This window comes from Mycobacterium seoulense, from assembly GCF_010731595.1.
Taxonomy (GTDB): Bacteria; Actinomycetota; Actinomycetes; order Mycobacteriales; family Mycobacteriaceae; genus Mycobacterium; species Mycobacterium seoulense.
The window spans coordinates 3,619,923-3,637,667 of sequence record NZ_AP022582.1 but is presented as its reverse complement, the minus strand read 5'-3'; the positions used below and the strand labels follow the sequence as shown (position 1 = coordinate 3,637,667).

The following is a 17,745-nucleotide window of genomic DNA, read 5'->3' as shown; positions in this document are numbered from 1 at the left end:
CGACGCACATGCACGACAAACTCACCAGGATCCAGCTCTGGATATTCGCGGTGATCACCGCCATCACGTTGACCGTGATGGCGATCTTCTACCTGCGGCTGCCGTCGACGTTCGGCCTCGGAACCTACGCCGGGACCGCCGATTTCGTCGCCGGCGGTGGCCTGTACAAGAACGCCAACGTCACCTATCGCGGCGTTGCCGTCGGCCGGGTGGAGTCGGTGGGCCTCAACCCCAACGGCGTCACCGCCGGGATGCGACTCAACAGCGGAACTGCCATACCGTCGAACGTCACCGCGACGGTCAAGAGCGTGTCGGCGGTCGGTGAGCAATACATCGATCTGGTGCCCCCGAGCACACCGGCATCCACCAAGTTGCACAACGGGTTTCGAATCGAGCGGCAGAACACCCGGATCGGCCGGGACGTCGCCGATCTGTTGAAGCGGGCCGAGGCGCTGACCAACAGCCTGGGCGACACCCGGCTGCGTGAGCTGTTGCACGAGACCTTCATCGCGACCAACGGGTCGGGCCCCGAGCTGGCCCGCTTGTTCGAGTCCGCCCGGTTGTTGGTCGACGAGGCCAACGCGAACTACCCGCAAGCCTCGCAGTTGATCGACCAGGCCGGTCCGTTCCTGGAAGCACAGATTCGCGCCGGCGCCGACATCAAGTCGCTGTCCGACGGGTTGGCGCGGTTCACCTCCGAGGTGCGGCAGGCCGACCCGCAGCTGCGTTCGACGCTGGCCACCGCGCCCGGTGCGACCGACGAGGCAAGCACCGCGTTCTCCGGTATTCGTCCCTCCTTCCCGGCGCTGGCGGCCAGCCTGGCCAACCTTGGCCGGGTGGGCGTGATCTACCACAAGTCGATCGAGCAGCTGTTGGTCGTGCTGCCGGCGCTGTTCGCCGCGATCACCACGGCCGCCGGCGGTGCGCCGCAGGACGAGGGCGCCAAGCTGGACTTCAAGCTCGACCTCAACGACCCCCCGCCGTGCGCCGTCGGCTTCCTGCCGCCGCCGTTGATGCGCACACCGGCCGACGAGACGGTGCGCGAGCTACCGCGGGACATGTATTGCAAGGTCGCGCAGAACGATCCGAGTACCGTGCGCGGCGCGCGCAATTATCCCTGTCAGGAGTTTCCCGGCAAACGGGCACCGACGGTCCAGCTCTGCCGTGACCCGAAGGGTTATGTGCCAGTTGGTCGCAACCCGTGGCGCGGTCCGCCGGTGCCCTACGACACTCCGGTAACCAACGGGCTGAACGTGTTGCCGCCCAACAAGTTCCCGTACATCCCGCCGGGTGCGGAACCCGATCCGGGCACCCCGATCGCCGGGCCACCCCCGCCCGGGGTGGTCCCCGGGCCGGGACCGCTGCCCAACAAGCAGCCGGCGTTTGACCCGCCGCCGCCCAACGACAACGGGCCACCACCGCCGTTCACGTCGTGGCAGCCGCCCGGGGTTCCGCCCGTGCCGCCGCAGTTGCCCTACCCCAAGTGGCTGCCACCGCCGGCGCCGCCGGAAGGGATCAATCCCCCGCCGCCGGGGCCCGGACCGGAGAAGCCGTGGGGGCCGCCGCCCGGCGGGCAACCGCAGGCCAGCGGACCGGCGTATGCCACCTATGACGAGAAGACCGGCGCATTCAAGGACCCGGCGGGCGGCACTGGTATTTTCGCGGCCGGTGCTAGCGGCGCGTCGAGCGCCGAGAATTGGGTGGACCTGATGCTTGATCCGAGGCCGATGTAGTGGCAGACGAGCCAACCAACAAACCGCGCGTTCGTCGTCGGGCCTCCCGCGCGGCCGGCCCCGCGAAAGGCGAGGCGAATCCGTCCGCCACGGTGCGTGTCGACGCCGCGCCGACGCAGCCGGCCAAGCCCGTCAAGACCCTCACGTCCGTCAAGCCGCCACCGCGGCGGCGGCCGCACCGCACCTTGGTGGCCTGGATCTCGTCGGCGGCCGGGCTGTTGGCCATCGGCGCGCTCGCCGGTTGCGTGGCCCTGCTTGTCGTGCAGCAACGGCACGCCAACGCCGAACAAGCGCGCGACCAGCGCTTCGTGGACACAGCCACGCAGACGGTGGTCAACATGTTCAGCTACAAGCAGGACAACATCGACGAGAGCGTGAACCGTTTCTACAACGGCACCAGCGGACCGCTGCGCGGAATGCTGGGCGCCAACAACAACATCGAGAACCTCAAGGGCATCTTCCGGTCCACCAACGCGACGTCGGAAGCCGTCATCAACGGCGCCGCCCTGGAGGGCATCGACAACGTGACCGACAACGCGTCCGTGCTCGTTTCGGTGCGGGTCACCGTCGCCGACATCGACGGCGTGAACAAGCCCTCCATGCCCTATCGCCTGCGGGTGATCGTCCACGAGGACGAGCAGGGCCGGATGACGGGCTACGACCTGAAGTATCCCAACGGGGGTAATTGATGCGGTGGCGGCACAGGCTGCTCGTCGTCGCGGGCTACCTCCTGGTTCTGGTGTTCGTCGGGTTGTCCGCGGCGGCCGGCTGGTTCTATTGGGGGCGGGTACAGACGCGCGGCGAGGAGGCGGCGCGTGCGGTGCTACCGGGCCTGGCCACCAAGGAGATTCCCGAGGTCTTCGCCTACGACTATCAGACGGTGGAACGCAGCCTTAGCGACGCGTACCCCCTGTTGACCCCCGACTATCGTCAGGAGTTCCGCAAAAGCGCCAACGCGCAGATCATTCCGGAAGCCAAGAAGCGTGAGGTGGTCGTCCAGGCCAGCGTGGTGGGCGTGGGAGTCATGTCCGCCAAGCGTGATTCGGCATCGCTGATGGTCTATATGAATCGCACCGTGACCGACAAATCGCGCCAGCCCCTCTACGACGGCAGCCGGTTACGGGTGGACTTCAAGAAGATCGGCAAGCAATGGCTGATCGCCTACATCACGCCGATCTAGTAGCACGCGCTAGTAGCACATCGCAATGCCGTTGCAGTACAACGGGTAACGTTCGACCGGGCTGGGCGGGGGCCCGGACATCCGCAGCGAGAACGGTTGCTTCTTCATCTCCGGCTGCATCCCACAGACCGCACCGTGCAGGGTGGTATGGGTGCCGCTCATGTTTTCGTCGCTGAACGCATAGGTGTCGGTGGACGGTGCGGTGCCGCCGCCGGGGCACGAAATACCGTCGGGTTTCTCGACTTTGAAGGTCCACATCATGCTGGTCATCCGGGCCCTGCCGCTGAAGTTCTGCACCTTGTCCGCGGGGGTGATCCGTTCGGGCGTCGAACTCACGATGTTCAGGGCGCAGTTCATCGCGAAGACGATCGGGTCGGAATAGTCATTCATGTTCCGGGTTCCGGACGGCTGGTCGCACAGCGCCGAAATCGTCCAGGTCACCCCGGAGACGCCCGCCTCGTTGAAGTTGTAGTTGCCATCGGGCGGCGGCCCGACCGCATGCGCCGGGTCACCCGATTCCAGTGCGATTCCGATGGCGACAGCCGAGAATATGCCTGCGCCAGCGGCCAGCCCGCGACGGAGCTTCACGGTTCCCTCCCTTCCGGGCCTTCCCCTTCACCGATGCATCGAGTATCACAGCGTTTACGTGGCAACACCATGGGTTCGCGGGACCTACGTGGCATCCTGCGGACGCGGCTCGGCCAACGCGTCGAGGAATGACCGCGCCCAGCGGTCGACGTCGTGGGCGAGGACCTGGCGCCGCATCGCGCGCATCCGGCGCCGGCCCTCCTCGACGGGCTGGTTGAGCGCTGCTTCGATCGCGTCCTTGACGCCGTCGAGGTCGTGCGGGTTCACCAGATAAGCCTGCCGGAGTTCAGCTGCGGCGCCGGTGAATTCGGACAGGACCAGCGCACCGCCGAGGTCGCTGCGGCATGCGACGTACTCCTTGGCCACCAGGTTCATGCCGTCGCGCAGGGGGGTGACCAGCATGACGTCGGCGGCCACGAAGTACGCGATCAATTCCTTGCGGGGGACCGGACGGTGCAAGTAGTGCACCACCGGATGGCCGACCTCTGCGTATTCGCCGTTGATGTGGCCCACCTCGCGCTCGATCTCGTTGCGCAGAATCTGGTAGCTCTCCACGCGTTCGCGGCTCGGCGTCGCGAGCTGGACCAGCACGGTGTCATCGCCCTTCGAGCGGCCCTCGGCGAGCAGCTCCGAGAAGGCCTTCAGCCGAACATCGATGCCCTTCGTGTAGTCGAGCCGGTCGACGCCCAGCAGGACCTTGCGGGGGTTGCCCAGCTCGGCGCGGATCTCCCGGGCGCGCCGCCGGACGTCGCGGTCCCGGGCGGCCTGGTCGAGCGAGCTGGAGTCGATGGAGATCGGGAAGGCGCCCACCCGCACCACCCGCGACCCGAGGTCGACCTCGCCGTACCGCGAGCGCACCCCGACAGATCCGCGCGATGTGTTGACGCCGATCAGCCGGCGGGACAGGAACAGGAAATTCTGGGCGCCCCCGGTCAGGTGGAAGCCCACCAGGTCGGCGCCGAGCAGGCCCTCGACGATCTCGGTGCGCCAGGGCAGCTGCATGAACAGTTCCACCGGCGGGAACGGGATGTGCAAAAAGAAGCCGATGGTCAGGTCGGGCCGCAGTTCGCGCAACATCTTGGGGACCAGCTGCAGCTGGTAATCCTGCACCCACACGGTCGCGCCCTTGGCGGCGGCGCGGGAGGTGGCTTCGGCGAAGCGCCGGTTGACCTCGACGTAGCGTTCCCACCATTGGCGGTGGTAGATCGGTTTGACGATGACGTCGTGGTACAGCGGCCACAACGTGGCGTTGGAAAACCCCTCGTAGTACTGGGCGATGTCGTCGGCGCTCAGCCGCACGGGGCGCAGCTCCAGGTCCTCCTGGACGATGGGCTCGTCGTCGAACTCCGTCTCCTCCTCGGCGATGCCCGCCCAACCGACCCACGCGCCGCGGCGCCGGCGCAGCAGCGGCTCCAGCGCCGTCACCAGGCCGCCGGGGCTGCGCTTCCACGCCGTGGTGCCGTCGGGCAGCCGCTCCTGGTCTACCGGAAGCCGGTTGGCGACCACCACGAAGTCGGACTGGCCGAAGGTTGGCGCATTCGAGTCGTGCCCGTCCCCGCGAGCCATTTACGCGTCGAGTTTTGCGGGCCCAATACCGAGCATCGACAGGAAGACGCGGCACTCGTCGGCGTCGTTCGCGTACGCCGCGACAACGCGCCTGGCCTGGCTTGCGGTGCTGTCGGCAACCGGTTCGACGTCGCCGATCTCGCCAGGGTCAGATTTCGTAGCCATGACTTAACTGTAGGTGATGCAGGATGGGCGGGTGGGTGAGGACTTGATGTTCGAGTTCCTCGACGTGGTCGTAGAGCGGGAACGAGTGCGGGCGTTGGACGGCCTGACGGCGGCCATTCCGGGCCGGGGCGTGACGGCCGTGTTCGGGCCGTCGGGATCGGGCAAATCGACCCTGCTTCGACTGTGCAACCGACTCGAGGTGCCGACGAGCGGCACGGTGTCGTTCCACGGCCAGGACGTCGCCGGCCTCGACCCGCTCCGGCTGAGGCGACGGGTGGGCATGTGCTTCCAGCGTCCGACGCCGTTCCCGGGAACGGTGGCCGACAACCTGCGCGCGGCCGACCCCGGCTCGACCGACGCGCTGATGCGGGACACCTTGGCCCGGGTCGGTTTGAGCGGGTCGTGGCTGGACCGCGACGCCACCGCGTTGTCGGGCGGGGAAGCGCAGCGCATGTGCCTGGCCCGCACGCTGATGGCGCGACCGCAGGTGCTCCTCCTCGATGAACCCACCTCCGCCGTCGACGCGGAAGCCGCCGGGGTGATCGAGCGATCGGTGCGTGATCTCGCGGCCGGCGGGATACCCGCGCTGTGGGTCACCCACGATTGGGCGCAGGTCGAGCGCGCCGCCGACCGGGTCCTGCGCATCGAGCGCGGCCGCAGCCTGGGCCTCGGCCCGGTCGGGTCGGCGGCGTGATGGGCGGCCAGGTTGGCTGGGTCGGCCTGGCGGCCTCGCTGCTCCTGGTGGCGTTGGCGGCGGCGGTGTCGATATGGCAGCGGCTGGGGCTGCACGGTCAGCTGGTCTGGGCGGCGGCGCGCGCCCTGGCGCAGCTGCTGCTCGTGGGCGGCGCGCTGACGTTGCTGTTCGCCCCCGGCCGCTCGCTGTGGTGGTCGTGGGCCTGGGTGGCCGCCATGGTGGCCTACGCCGGTGACGTCGCCCGCCGGCGAGCACCGGAGGTGCCGCGACTGGGGCTGCTGACGATCGCCGCGTTCGCCGCCGCCGCGGTCATCACCCTCGGCGTGATCTTCGGGTGCCGGGTGTTCCCGCTGCAGGCGCGGACGTTGGTGCCGGTAGCCGGGATGATGATCGGCAACTCGATGACGGCGACGGTGTTGGTGGCCCGGCGGCTGGTCGACGAGTTGCGCGACAAACGCGACGAGGTGGAAGCCAGGCTTGCCCTCGGGCAACCGTCGCGTCGGGCCGCTTCCCCGTACCTGCGGACGGCGTTGCGGTCGGCGATATCGCCGCAGATCGAGACCACCAAAGCCACCGGCCTGGTGTTCCTGCCGGGCGCCATGACGGGGCTCATCCTCGCCGGCGTTCACCCGGTGCAGGCCGTGCTGGTCCAGGCCGTGGTGATGTTCCTGATCCTGGGCTCGGTGGCGGCCACCACCGTCGTCGTCGCCCTCGGCCTGGGCCGCCTGGCGTTCACCCGAGACCATCGCCTGCTGCCGCTCGGCGCGCGGCCGGACGGCTCACCCACCCAGCGGTGACGCGCTTACACACTGGCCGTAATGTGTAACGACATCGGACCTGACAACTAGTGAGGTGGACCGAATGACAGTCTCCGAGCAAGCCGGTGCTCAAACGGGCGACGCCAACGCCCAGGAGTTGGTGAGCTACGAAACCCTGGACGACGGCCGCATCGCGCGGATCTGGCTCAACCGGCCCGACGCCCACAACGCCCAAAGCCGCGGCCTGCTGGTCCAGCTCGACGAGGCATTTCTGCGGGCCGAGGCCGACGATACCGTGCGTGTGGTGATCCTCGCAGCGCGCGGCCGCAACTTCTCCGCGGGCCACGACCTGGGCTCGGAGCTGGCGATCGCCGAGCGCAGCCAGCTTCCCAGCTTCCGCATCAACGGCGGTACCCGCGATCCGATCGCGGAGAAGATCTACCTGCAGGAGTGGCATTACTTCTTCCAAAACACCTGCCGCTGGCGGGATTTGCGCAAAATCACCATCGCCCAGGTGCAGGGCAATGCGATCTCCGCGGGCCTGATGCTGATCTGGGCGTGTGATCTGATCGTCGCCGCCGACAACGCCAAATTCAGCGATGTGGTCGCGGTGCGCCTGGGTATGCCGGGCGTCGAATATTACGCGCACCCTTGGGAATTCGGTCCACGAAAAGCCAAAGAGCTGCTGCTGACCGGAGATGCGCTCGACGCCGATGAGGCCTACCGGCTCGGCATGGTGTCCAAGGTGTTCCCCGTCGACGAGCTGGCGGAAAAGACGCTGGAATTCGCGCGGCGCATCGCCGACCGGCCCACGATGGCGGCGCTGCTCGTCAAAGACTCGGTCAACGCCGCCTCCGACGCAATGGGATTCACCGAGGCGCTGCGGCACGCGTTCCACATCCACGAGCTGGGGCACGCGCACTGGGCGGCCCACAACGAGAACAGGTACGCCGTCGGCCTGCCGCCCGACGTCGAGGACTGGCGCAACGCCAAGCCCACGCAGGTGGCCCGCCGCGATACGCCGTAGCGCTCGCCCGCTCACGTCGCCGGGAGTCACCAGCACCCGTTGCCGTGGGCAGATTCCCGCATGGTTCGATATCTAGAACCTGTTTCAGTTTGAGAGGGCGTCGCGTGCAGCTTTCTTTCGAGAACCGGACGTATCTGGTCACCGGCGGTGGCAGCGGAATCGGCAAGGGCGTGGCCGCCGGGCTGGTCGCCTCCGGCGCCTCGGTCATGATCGTCGGCCGCAACGCCGACCGGCTGGCGGGGGCCGTCAGCGAGATCGAGGGGCTCGACGGCGGCGGCGCCATTCGCTACGAGCCGGCCGACGTCACCAACGAGGACGAGGCCGCCCGCGCGGTCGACGCCGCGACGGCCTGGCATGGTCAACTCCACGGCGCAGTGCACTGCGCGGGTGGCTCCGAGACCATCGGGCCGATCACCCAGATGGACTCCGAAGGCTGGCGGCGCACCGTCGACCTGAACGTCAACGGCACCATGTACGTGCTCAAGCACGTCGCGCGCGAGCTGGTCCGGGGTGGCGGCGGTTCGTTCGTGGGCATTTCGTCGATCGCCGCCAGCAACACCCACCGGTGGTTCGGCGCCTACGGGGTCAGCAAGTCGGCCGTCGACCACCTGATGCAGTTGGCCGCCGACGAACTCGGCCCGTCCTGGGTGCGGGTCAACAGCATCCGGCCGGGCCTGATCCGCACCGATCTGGTCGCACCGGTGTTTGCCCTGCCCGAGGTCGCCGACGACTACCGCCTGTGCACGCCCCTGCCCCGCCCCGGCGAGGTCGAGGACGTCGCCAATCTGGCGATGTTCCTGCTCAGCGACGCAGCCTGCTACATCACCGGGCAGGTCATCAACGTCGACGGTGGGCTCATGCTCAGGCGCGGCCCGGACTACTCCGCGATGCTGGAACCCGCGTTCGGCGCCGACGGGTTACGCGGAGTCGTCTGACGCCAGCCCGGCGTCGCGATCGGCGAGCGCGGACAACGCCGACCAGTCCAGATGCCCACCGCCGGCGGCGACCAGGGTGAGGAAGCGGTCGCGCAGCAGGCTCGCGACCGGCAGGGGCACCTCCAACCGCTCGGCGGCGGCGAGCGCCAGGCGGACGTCTTTCATGCCCAGCCGGGCGGCGAACCCGGCCGGCTCGAATTCCCGGCGCGCGATCAACCCGCCGTAGGTCTGATAGACGGGCGCCGCGAACAATGTCGAAGTGAGGATGTCGACGTACTGCTGCCGGTCGACCCCGGCCTTCGCGACCAGCGCGACGGCCTCACCGACACTCTCGATCACGGAGGCGATCAGGAAGTTGCCGCTCAGCTTCACCAGGTTGGCGGTGTGCGGCTGCTCGGAGACCACGAAGGTCCGCTGCCCGATCACGTCGAACAGCGGCGCCAGCGGCTGCAGCACCTGGGCCTCGCCCGCCGCGATGACGAAAAGCTTTGCTGCCGCTGCCGCTTCGGGCCTGCCGAACACCGGCGCCGCCGCATAGCGCTGACCTGCTTCCGTGTGCGCGGCCGCGAGGCGTTCGGACAGGGCGACGCTGATGGTGCTCGACGAGACATGCGTGGCGCCCGGCGCCAGTGCCGCCACGATCCCGTGCTCGCCGAACGTGACGGCCTCGACCGCGTGGTCGTCGGCCAGCATGGTGAACACCACGTCACCCGCGCACGCCGCGGCGACGTTCGACGCGGCGGTGGCTCCGAGCTCGACCAGGCCCTCGGCCTTCTCGGGGGAGCGGTTGTAGACGGTCACGCGGTGGCCCGCCTTCACGAGGTTGGCGGCCATGCCCTGGCCCATGTTGCCCAAGCCGATGAATCCGATGTCCATGCATCCACTCTGCCTTGTCCGGGCGCCGTCCTTTGCGATGATGAGCGCCTAGTGACGCGACGAGCAGGGAGCAGCAATGAAGCGCATCGAGGGCAAGCGGATCCTGGTGACCGGCGCCGCGTCGGGCATCGGACAGGCGACCGCGTTGAGACTCCTCGACGAGGGCGCCACCGTGGTGGCCTCCGACGTCGCGGAGGGCGGCCTGGACGCCACGCGGGCCCGCGCGGACGAGGCCGCGACCGCCGGCCGTCTCACCACCATGCCGATGGACGTGGGCAACGAGGATTCGGTGATCGACGGCGTGCGCCGGGCCGTCGAAACGCTCGGGGGCCTGGATTCGTTGGTCAACGCCGCCGGCATCCTGCGCGCCGCGCACACCCATCAGACCACCCTGGAATTGTGGAACCAGATCATCGGCGTCAACCTGACCGGCACGTTTCTCGTTGTGCGGGAAGCGCTTCCGGCGCTGCTGGCGAATTCCCGCAGCGCGATCGTCAACTTCAGCTCCACGTCCGCCTCGTTCGCGCACCCATATATGGCGGCCTACGCCGCGAGCAAGGGCGGGATCCAGGCCTTCACCCATTCGCTGGCGCTCGAATACGCGCGCGACGGCCTGCGCGCGGTGTGCGTGGCCCCCGGCAGCATCAAGTCCGGGATCACCGACGCAACCGGCGGGTACATCCCGAAAGACGCCGACTGGGCACTGTTTTCGAGGTTGATGCCGATTCTGCCGACCACGGTCGAGTCCAGCGGGACCGGGATGGCCGACCCGTCCGTGGTGGCCGGGGTGATCGCCATGCTGGTGTCCGAGGACGGCGCGTTCATCACCGGAACCGAAATCCGCATCGACGGCGGAACGCACGCCTAATCGGGTGGCTAGTTAACGCAAGGGACCCCGCCGCCGTCGATCGGCTTCCCCTGGTCGGGCGTCGGATAGGTCGTGGTGGTGCCGTTGTAGTAGTACGTCTTGGCCTTGCTGGACGTTGTGGTGGTCGCCGCTTCGTCCGTCGTGCCGTCGTCAACCATCGACACCGAGAAATTGGTATCCACGGTCACCCTGATGTGACCGGGCTGCACGCTGGGATCGGGCTGACTGGGCGCATCGAGGCCGAGCAGTTTGGCCACGTTAGCCGCGTCGGTCTCCGCGCCGGCGCCGTATGCGACCGTGCTCGCCGTCGGTTCTCCCGATTTGCGGTCGCGGGTCTGACCCGTCGTGTAGCCGTGGTTCTGCAGGGCGCGGGACACCTCGGTCGCGAGTCCGCTCATGCTGCCGGCATTGACCACATCGACGACGGTCGACGGACTCGGTTTGGCGGCCGTGGTGGCGGGCGTCGTGGTCGTGGGCGAGGCGCCGATCGCGGCGGCCACCTCGGCCTTGATCGCCGCCGGGTCGATGATGTTGACGTCCTGGCCGTCGATGTTGTCGTAGCGCACCACCGGCAGCGTCCGGAACTCGACATGGCCGCCGGAGGCCAGCGAACCCAGCCGCTGGATCATCTCCTCGTCCCAGCCGGCCGACAGCACCACATCCTTGCGTGCCACGGCCATCAGGCTCTTGAGCTTGTCGAGGTTGGTGAAGGTGCCCGCGGCCTGCAGCTCCTGCATGACCGAGGAAATGAACGCCTGCTGCCGGTGGGTGCGGTCGAGGTCCCCGTTTTCCAGGCCGTGGCGCTGCCGGACGAAAGACAAGGCCTGGGAGGCATCCAGGGTTTGCCGCCCGGCCGGGAAGTCGGCACCGGAATAGGAGTCGTAGACGGGATGGTTGAGGCAGACCTCCACCCCGCCCAGGGTCTGGGCCAGGTCGTAGAACCCGGCCAGATTGACCTCCGCGAAATAGTCGATCGGAACGCCGGTCAAGCTGCGCACCGCGCGCAGCGTCGCCGCGCGGCCCGCCTCCCGGCCCTTGGTCTCGAGTTCCTTCTGACTGCTGGCGCCCTGATTGGCGAGCTTGTTGGCGACGTACTGCTTGGTCAGGCCGTACGCTTCCTTGATCTTGATGTGGTTGTAGCCCGGCACCCCGTTGAAGGCCACCCAATCGTCGCGCGGGATCGAGAAGGCGACGACTTTGTCGTCCGCCCCGACGTGCACCAGGATCAGGGTGTTGGTGTTGTAGCCGCCGTCGTCGGAATCGCCCGCGTGCAGGTGCTTGAGGATGGACGACGGCAGGTCGTTGCCATCCTGGTCTTTGCGGGAGTCCAGCCCGATCAGCAGGATGTTCATGTTGTCGCCGCTGGATCGCGGGTCGTCGGGCAGCAGGGCGTTCGAGACGGTGATGCCGCCGAGCGCGCCATGGGCCACGTAATACCCCGCTCCGGTCAGCCCGACTGCCGCCACGGAGACCAGCGCGCCCAGGGTGCGCGTCAACCCTTTGCGGAATCGTGAGGGTTGACGAACGGCTCGATGGCGGTGGTGCGCGCCGCCCGAGCGGGCCATCACAACGCTCGGCCCGTACCCAGCGCATCACCGGGCACCGCGGCTGCGGTTTGCGGCGATGTCGCTTCGAGCATGGTGTCAAGTATGCGTTAGCTTGCTGTGAAGCCCCCAATCGAGAACGCGTCCCGAGCCCGGCCCGACGGGCCGCCCCCGGCCATGTCTGCCGCAGCAATATGCGCCTGACCAGCGCGTTCTGGCTTCGGCGTCACATGGGGGTTTCGCCAACGTCACACCGGCGGGGTGACCGACTCGAACTTGTTATCGAGCCGAAATCGCGGGCTATCGGGCCCTGACGAGGTCCTCGCCGGACTCGTAGAAAACGGTGATGTTCGAGCCGGTGATGGCCTCGGCGAGGTAGACACCGAGCGGCTCGATCTCGTAGTAGTAGTGGACGTTGCCCTGGCGGTCCACGGCCGTCGCGCACGACAAGCCCGGCGCCCCGCAGCGTTGCTTGATGGGCATGGCGATTACGGCCAGCGCCATCACGACCACGATCCCGATCATCAGCGGAACCCTGCCGAATGCCCGCCGCGTCGTCGGTGTCGGCGGATGCATCACCGTTGGAGTGTAAGCGTCATGCCCGCCCGGTTCGGCGCGGCGCAGTAGGGTTTTGCAGCTATGGCCACTGCAAACCCGGACGGCGCACCGTCGCCGCAGACCCGGGTCGAGGTTCTGGGCAACATCGGGCCCAACTGGTTCGCCTCGGTGATGGGCACGGGCATCGTGGCCATCGCCGGCGCCACCCTGCCCGTGCACGTGGTGGGGCTACGTGCATTCGCTCAGGTGGTCTGGGTGATCGCCGCCGTCCTGCTCGTGGTGCTGATCGTGCTGGTCGGGGGGCACTGGATGCGCCACCCCACGGCGGCGCGCACGCACGCGCGCAATCCGCAGATGGCGCACTTCTACGGCGCCGCGCCGATGGCGTTGATGACGGTCGGCGGGGGTGCGGTGCTGGTCGGAAAAGGTCTGATCGGCGAGCGCATCGCGGTCGACCTGGATTGGGTCCTGTGGACCGGGGGAACGCTGGGCGGTCTGTTCACCGCGGTGAGCATTCCGTTCTTGATGTTCACCCAGCACAACGTCGAGCCCGACGCGGCCTTCGGCGGCTGGCTGATGCCGGTGGTTCCGCCCATGGTGTCCGCGGCCACGGGTGTGCTGCTGCTGCCGCACATGCCGGCGGGCACCGGGCGCGCAACCATGCTCTTCGGCTGCTACGCGATGTTCGGACTGTCGTTGCTGGCTTCCCTGAACATCATCGTGATGATCTGGGCGCGGTTGACCCTGTACGGCACGTCGGGCTCCGCGCGCGTGCCGACGCTGTGGATCGTCTTGGGCCCGCTCGGCCAATCCATCACCGCCGCAGGGCTTTTGGGGTCGAGTGCGGGACTGTCCGTCGACCCCGGATTGGCCGAGGACATGGCCGCCTTCGCGATCCTGTACGGCGTTCCGGTGTGGGGATTCGCGGTGTTGTGGATCGCGCTGGCCACCGCACTCACCGTGCGCACGCTGCGGCGCGGCATGCCGTTCGCACTGACGTGGTGGAGCCTGACCTTCCCGGTCGGAACCTTCGTCACGGGAACCTCGCAGCTCGCCGCACACACCCATCTGCCGGCGTTCCGGGTGGCGGCGGCAGTCGCGTATGCCGGGCTGTTGTTCACCTGGCTGCTGGTCGCCGCGCGCACCGCGCGGGGAAGCCTGCGCGGCAACCTGCTCAAGCTGCCGCCGAGCACCACGCCGATCAGGGCCAGTAAGGAACCGGTGTCCTGAGCGGCGGCGTTCACGGCCGTCCGCGTTTCGCTCCGCGGAGTCGGCGATGTCGCCCAATGGTTCGCGAGGCTGTGGCGAGGCGACCACCCGGCGGAGGACAAGTCGAACGCGTCGGGGTGGTCAGGCGGGTGCCGGATACCGGTGCGCCCACGGGCCGGCCTCTTCGAGTTGGGCTGCCAGCTGGAGCAGGTCGCCGTCGGCGCCCAGGCGTCCCACGAATTGCACCCCGAGGGGAAGCCCGGCAGCGGTCCAGTGCAGAGGCACGCTGATCGCGGGGCGGCCAGTCATGTTGGCGAGTTGCGTGTAGGGGACCCAGCCCAGGCTCTCCTGGACCAGCTGGTCGAGAATCCCGCTGAGCGCCATGACTTTTCCCGCTCGCAGCTTGCTGGCGATGCGGGCCACCTGTTGTAGGGGTCGCGGCGTGGCCGTCGCCCCGACGCGCAAGGGCGGGGTGGCCAGGCTGGGGGTCAGCAAGCAATCGAACGTCTCGTGGAACGCCGCCAGCGATCGGATGTGAACGTTTCTGTTCTCCAACGCCATGAGCGGTGCCAGGACGCCGGCGGACCGGGCGAGTTCACTGACGGCCAAGGTGTCGGCCTCGAAATCACGGTCGCCGGCGCCGGTGCGTCGTCTGGCGTCGGCGACGTGCTGGTAGAGCTGTGCGAACCAGATGGTGAGAAAGTCGCGCGCCAGGGCGGCATCGTCGTACGGCGGAGGAACCTCTTCGACCCGGTGTCCCAGATCGCGCAGCAGCGCCACCGCGCGTTCGACCGCGGCGACGGCTTCCCGGTCGGGATGCGGGTTGATCGTCGAGGACCAGGTGTACCCGATCCGCAGGGTGCCTGGAGGACGCTGGATGTGGTCGGCGAAAGCGCCTGGGGGCAAGGCGACTTCGTACGCAGCGTGCGCATCGCGGCCGATGATCGCGTCGCAGAGCGCGGCGCTGTCGCGCACGGTGCGAGATACGACGCCCTGGGTCACCATCCCGAACATCGGCTCCCCGGTCTGCGGGCCGTAGGGCGACAGCCCGCGGCTGAACTTGAGGCCGACGAGTCCGTTGCATGCGGCCGGGATGCGGATCGACCCGCCGCCGTCGTTGGCCCCGGCTGCCGGAACTATCCCGGCCGCAACCGCCGCCCCGGATCCACCCGATGAGCCGCCGGGGGTGTGCTGGGTGTTCCACGGGTTGCGCGCGGGCCCCCAGTAATCCGATTCCGTCACGCCCTTGGCCCCGAATTCGGGGGTGTTCGTCATGGCGAAGATCACCAGTCCCGCGTCCAAGAACCGCTGCGTCACCAGGGCGTGCCGGTCGGCCACGTCGTTGCCCAGCGACCGGGAACCGCTCGTGGTCGGAAACCCCCGATACTCCTGCGCAAGGTCCTTGATCACGAAGGGCACACCGGCAAAGGGTCCGGACAGGGTGGGGTCGGCGGCCTGCCTGTCCGCCACACCGCCGAGGTGGCGGACGATCGCGTTCAACCGCGGATTGACTGCGTCCGCCCGCTGCCGCGCCAATGCGAGAAGTTCGGGCGGCGTCACCTGCTTGCGTTCGACCAGTTCGGCCAACCCGGTCGCATCCAAGGACATGTATTCGTCAAGCTGCATCGGTTTCTCCTCGGGACGCTTCGCTGCATCGTATTGGAGGCGCTCTGACGCCGGGTCGGCGCCGAAGCGGCTTAGTATCAGCTGGTGCCCATCGCAGTTGAACCGTTTTCGATTCAGGGGCCCGGTGGCGTGCGCATCGTCGCCGACCGGCTGGGCGATCCCCGGGCGCGGGCCGTGGTGTTCCTGCACGGTGGCGGGCAGACGCGCCGCTCGTGGGGTAAGGCCGCGGCCGCCGTCGCCCAGCGCGGCTGGCAAGCCGTCACGGTCGATCTGCGGGGCCACGGCGAATCCGATTGGTCCGACGAGGGTGACTACCGCGTCGTCAGCTTCGCCGGTGACGTCCAGGAAGTGCTCGGCACGCTGCCCCCGCAGCCGGTGCTGGTCGGCGCCTCGTTGGGCGGGTTCACCTCGATGCTGCTCGCGGGTGAGCTTTCGCCGGGCATCGCCAGCGCGGTCGTGTTGGTCGACATCGTCCCGAACATGGACCAGTCCGGGGCGAATCGGATACACGCGTTCATGTCCGAGCGGGTGGAATCGGGGTTCGCCTCTCTCGACGAGGTCGCTGACGCGATCGCCGAGTACAACCCGCACCGGCCGCGACCTACCGACCTGGACGGGCTGACCACGAATCTGCGCCGCCGCGGCGACCGCTGGTACTGGCACTGGGATCCCCAGTTCATCAGCGGAACCGCGGCGTTTCCGCCCTTCGAGGTCACCGACCCCGACCGGATGCACGCGGCCGTCGACACGATCCTGCGCGGGGGCGTGCCGATGCTGTTGATTCGGGGCCAGATGAGCGACCTCGTCAGCCAGCAGCGCGCCGACGAATTCCTGGCGCGCTTCCCCCAGGTCGAGTTCACCGATGTGCGCGGTGCGGGGCACATGGTTGCCGGTGATCGCAACGACATCTTCGCCAACGCGGTGCTGAGTTTCCTTGCCCGGCACGTCGGCGACTGATCATCCCGCCGGGTCGAAAGCCGCTGTGTGGCAGTGTCTTCGCTAAATATTCTGTCGCTCACGTCAATTCGGTTGCACGAGGCCGGCGGACGCCTTCTTGACGCCCGCGCGGCCGAAACCCGCTCGCGCTGTTAGCATGCTGCCCGATACATCAAGAGAGGTGGCGTGGCCGTGCGGTGGTTGCGAGGGTTGGGCCTGGTCGGTGCTGTGGTCGTCGCCGCGACGATGCTGGCGAACCCCGTGTGGGCGGACCCGGGCGTGACGCCGGGCATGAAGGTCGAGGATGAAAATAGTTCGTGCACAGCGGGTTTCGCGGCCCAGGGCAATGACGGCAGCTATTACCTGATGACCAGCGGCCACTGCGACGCCCACGACGGTTCATTGTGGACGTACGGGAATGACACACCGCTCGGGAGGATCAGCGCCAGCGAGCAGGAGGGCGATGCGAGGGACGCGGCGATCATCCACCTCGATCCGGGCGTCGGCGCCCCGGTAGGTGATGTCGGCGGCAGGTACGTGGTCCGGGATGTGTTGAACGCCGACCAAATTCGGGAGGGCATGCCGTTCTGCAAGATTGGTGCGGTCACCGGCGAGACCTGCGGGTTCGTCAAACATGTAGAAGGCGGCATCGTCACCGCCAGCGTGTTCAGCCTCAACGGCGACAGCGGCAGTCCTGGTTTCGTCAAGAACGCCGACGGCACCGTGAGCGCGGTGGGTTTGTTGATGTCGTCACCCGAGGGCGATGACAACATCACCGACTTCGTGCTCGTCGACCCGCTGCTGGGCAGGTGGGGCTTGCGCGTTCTGCCGTGACATGCGGCGCCGTACAACGGGTTTGTCCTTAGCCGGTAGCGGGTATCCGGCCCCGCGGCATTGCGGGCGTCCGTGCCGCAGTGGCGGCGAAGGCTCGCTGCCTTGACGAGGCCAATGGGATAGGTAGTGCGACACCAGCGACACCAAGGAGAGCAGCAGTGAAGCGTGGGATCGTCGTCAGCGTGGCGGGGGTGGCCGTAGTGGCCGCGGCGTGCGCCGGCTGTTCGAATAACAAATCAAACACCGGATCATCGGGTTCATCACCGTCGGCCGCCGGCCCGCAGGTCCTCGTCGACGGTCAGGCTCAGAACGTGAGCGGCCAGGTGACGTGCACGCCGGCCGGCGACAACACCAATATCGGCATCGGCGACCCGACCGCCGGGGTCGGCGCCGTGGTCAGTAACGCCAACCCGCCCATCGTTCATTCGGTCGGACTCGGCAGCGTCAACGGCATCACGCTCGGGTTTTCCGACGCCGCTCCCAACCAAGGCGGCAACGCCGGAGCCGCGGTGAACGGCAAGACCTACGCGATCAAGGGCACCGCGACCGGGCTCGACATGAGCAACCCTCAGCAACCGCAGCAGGTGACGAAGTCATTCGAGTTAAACGTGACCTGCCCGTAGTGCAGGCGACCTACACCCAAGAGGG

19 protein-coding genes are annotated in these 17,745 nt (G+C 68.0%); 12 read left to right on the top strand and 7 right to left on the bottom strand.

All coding sequences use genetic code 11. The features are described 5' to 3' along the window. Nucleotides 1-8: 8 nt before the first annotated feature. Genes G6N37_RS16825 through G6N37_RS16815 form a run of 3 tightly spaced genes read left to right on the top strand, consistent with a single transcriptional unit; the run spans nt 9 to nt 2,913 of the window. Nucleotides 9-1,733 carry a virulence factor Mce family protein gene (locus G6N37_RS16825; protein ID WP_163682086.1) on the top strand — a complete coding sequence of 575 codons (1,725 nt, stop codon included), beginning with the start codon at nt 9-11 and terminating at the stop codon, nt 1,731-1,733. After that, the gene (locus G6N37_RS16820) at nt 1,733-2,422 is read left to right on the top strand and encodes a mammalian cell entry protein (protein ID WP_163682084.1); all 690 of its coding nucleotides are present in this window, start codon (nt 1,733-1,735) and stop codon (nt 2,420-2,422) included. The genes G6N37_RS16825 and G6N37_RS16820 overlap by 1 nt, the downstream gene beginning before the upstream one ends. Next, nucleotides 2,422-2,913 carry a mammalian cell entry protein gene (locus G6N37_RS16815; protein ID WP_163682082.1) on the top strand — a complete coding sequence of 164 codons (492 nt, stop codon included), beginning with the start codon at nt 2,422-2,424 and terminating at the stop codon, nt 2,911-2,913. The genes G6N37_RS16820 and G6N37_RS16815 overlap by 1 nt, the downstream gene beginning before the upstream one ends. Nucleotides 2,914-2,922: 9 nt before the next feature. Here G6N37_RS16815 and G6N37_RS16810 read toward each other — a convergent pair whose 3' ends face one another. From G6N37_RS16810 to G6N37_RS16800, 3 genes are all read right to left on the bottom strand, one after another. After that, nucleotides 2,923-3,501 carry a hypothetical protein gene (locus tag G6N37_RS16810; protein WP_163682080.1) on the bottom strand — a complete coding sequence of 193 codons (579 nt, stop codon included), beginning with the start codon at nt 3,499-3,501 and terminating at the stop codon, nt 2,923-2,925. An 84-nt stretch (nt 3,502-3,585) separates the two neighbouring features. Further along, on the bottom strand, nt 3,586-5,067 hold the full coding sequence (locus G6N37_RS16805) for an alpha,alpha-trehalose-phosphate synthase (UDP-forming) (protein ID WP_163682078.1): 1,482 nt from the start codon (nt 5,065-5,067) through the stop codon (nt 3,586-3,588). Further along, entirely contained in the window at nt 5,068-5,232 is a 165-nt protein-coding gene (locus tag G6N37_RS16800; protein WP_102419489.1) for a hypothetical protein, read from the bottom strand. A gap of 16 nt (nt 5,233-5,248) precedes the next feature. Between G6N37_RS16800 and G6N37_RS16795 the strand changes: the two genes are divergently transcribed. The 4 genes from G6N37_RS16795 (at nt 5,249) to G6N37_RS16780 (ending at nt 8,646) form a co-directional block, all read left to right on the top strand. Beyond that, the gene (locus G6N37_RS16795; RefSeq protein WP_174813843.1) at nt 5,249-5,926 is read left to right on the top strand and encodes an ABC transporter ATP-binding protein; all 678 of its coding nucleotides are present in this window, start codon (nt 5,249-5,251) and stop codon (nt 5,924-5,926) included. Beyond that, nucleotides 5,926-6,723 (top strand): ABC transporter permease, encoded by a 798-nt coding sequence (locus G6N37_RS16790; protein WP_163682074.1) that lies wholly within the window; start codon nt 5,926-5,928, stop codon nt 6,721-6,723. The genes G6N37_RS16795 and G6N37_RS16790 overlap by 1 nt, the downstream gene beginning before the upstream one ends. A 64-nt stretch (nt 6,724-6,787) precedes the next feature. Beyond that, nucleotides 6,788-7,711: an enoyl-CoA hydratase gene (locus G6N37_RS16785; RefSeq protein WP_163682072.1), complete on the top strand. Its 924-nt coding sequence runs from the start codon at nt 6,788-6,790 to the stop codon at nt 7,709-7,711. 104 nt (nt 7,712-7,815) lie between these two features. Then, complete coding sequence (locus tag G6N37_RS16780; protein WP_163682070.1) at nt 7,816-8,646, top strand: SDR family oxidoreductase; 831 nt, start codon at nt 7,816-7,818, stop codon at nt 8,644-8,646. Here G6N37_RS16780 and G6N37_RS16775 read toward each other — a convergent pair. Beyond that, a complete protein-coding gene (locus G6N37_RS16775; RefSeq protein WP_163682068.1) occupies nt 8,629-9,522 on the bottom strand; it encodes an NAD(P)-dependent oxidoreductase in 894 nt (297 codons plus the stop codon). The two genes, G6N37_RS16780 and G6N37_RS16775, sit on opposite strands and share 18 nt — an antisense overlap. A gap of 76 nt (nt 9,523-9,598) precedes the next feature. Between G6N37_RS16775 and G6N37_RS16770 the strand changes: the two genes are divergently transcribed. Next, nucleotides 9,599-10,390, top strand: coding sequence for an SDR family NAD(P)-dependent oxidoreductase (locus G6N37_RS16770; protein WP_163682067.1), 792 nt, complete (start codon nt 9,599-9,601; stop codon nt 10,388-10,390). Nucleotides 10,391-10,398: 8 nt separating this feature from the next. Here the strand turns inward: G6N37_RS16770 and G6N37_RS16765 are convergent, their stop codons facing one another. Continuing rightward, nucleotides 10,399-11,955, bottom strand: a complete 1,557-nt coding sequence (locus G6N37_RS16765) for an LCP family protein (RefSeq protein WP_163682065.1) — start codon at nt 11,953-11,955, stop codon at nt 10,399-10,401. Nucleotides 11,956-12,234: 279 nt separating this feature from the next. Next, nucleotides 12,235-12,510, bottom strand: a complete 276-nt coding sequence (locus tag G6N37_RS16760; RefSeq protein ID WP_163685124.1) for a hypothetical protein — start codon at nt 12,508-12,510, stop codon at nt 12,235-12,237. 63 nt (nt 12,511-12,573) lie between these two features. Between G6N37_RS16760 and G6N37_RS16755 the strand changes: the two genes are divergently transcribed. Beyond that, entirely contained in the window at nt 12,574-13,722 is a 1,149-nt protein-coding gene (locus G6N37_RS16755) for a TDT family transporter (RefSeq protein WP_163682063.1), read from the top strand. Between the two features lie 120 nt (nt 13,723-13,842). On the opposite strand, the gene G6N37_RS16750 is transcribed toward G6N37_RS16755, so the two are convergent. Further along, nucleotides 13,843-15,327 (bottom strand): amidase, encoded by a 1,485-nt coding sequence (locus G6N37_RS16750; RefSeq protein ID WP_163682061.1) that lies wholly within the window; start codon nt 15,325-15,327, stop codon nt 13,843-13,845. 90 nt (nt 15,328-15,417) lie between these two features. Between G6N37_RS16750 and G6N37_RS16745 the strand changes: the two genes are divergently transcribed. From G6N37_RS16745 to G6N37_RS16735, 3 genes are all read left to right on the top strand, one after another. Next, entirely contained in the window at nt 15,418-16,284 is an 867-nt protein-coding gene (locus G6N37_RS16745; RefSeq protein ID WP_174813954.1) for an alpha/beta fold hydrolase, read from the top strand. Between the two features lie 165 nt (nt 16,285-16,449). Next, the gene (locus G6N37_RS16740) at nt 16,450-17,097 is read left to right on the top strand and encodes a chymotrypsin family serine protease (protein ID WP_163682059.1); all 648 of its coding nucleotides are present in this window, start codon (nt 16,450-16,452) and stop codon (nt 17,095-17,097) included. Nucleotides 17,098-17,255: 158 nt separating this feature from the next. Beyond that, a complete protein-coding gene (locus tag G6N37_RS16735; RefSeq protein WP_163682057.1) occupies nt 17,256-17,720 on the top strand; it encodes a lipoprotein LpqH in 465 nt (154 codons plus the stop codon). Nucleotides 17,721-17,745 lie beyond the last annotated feature (25 nt).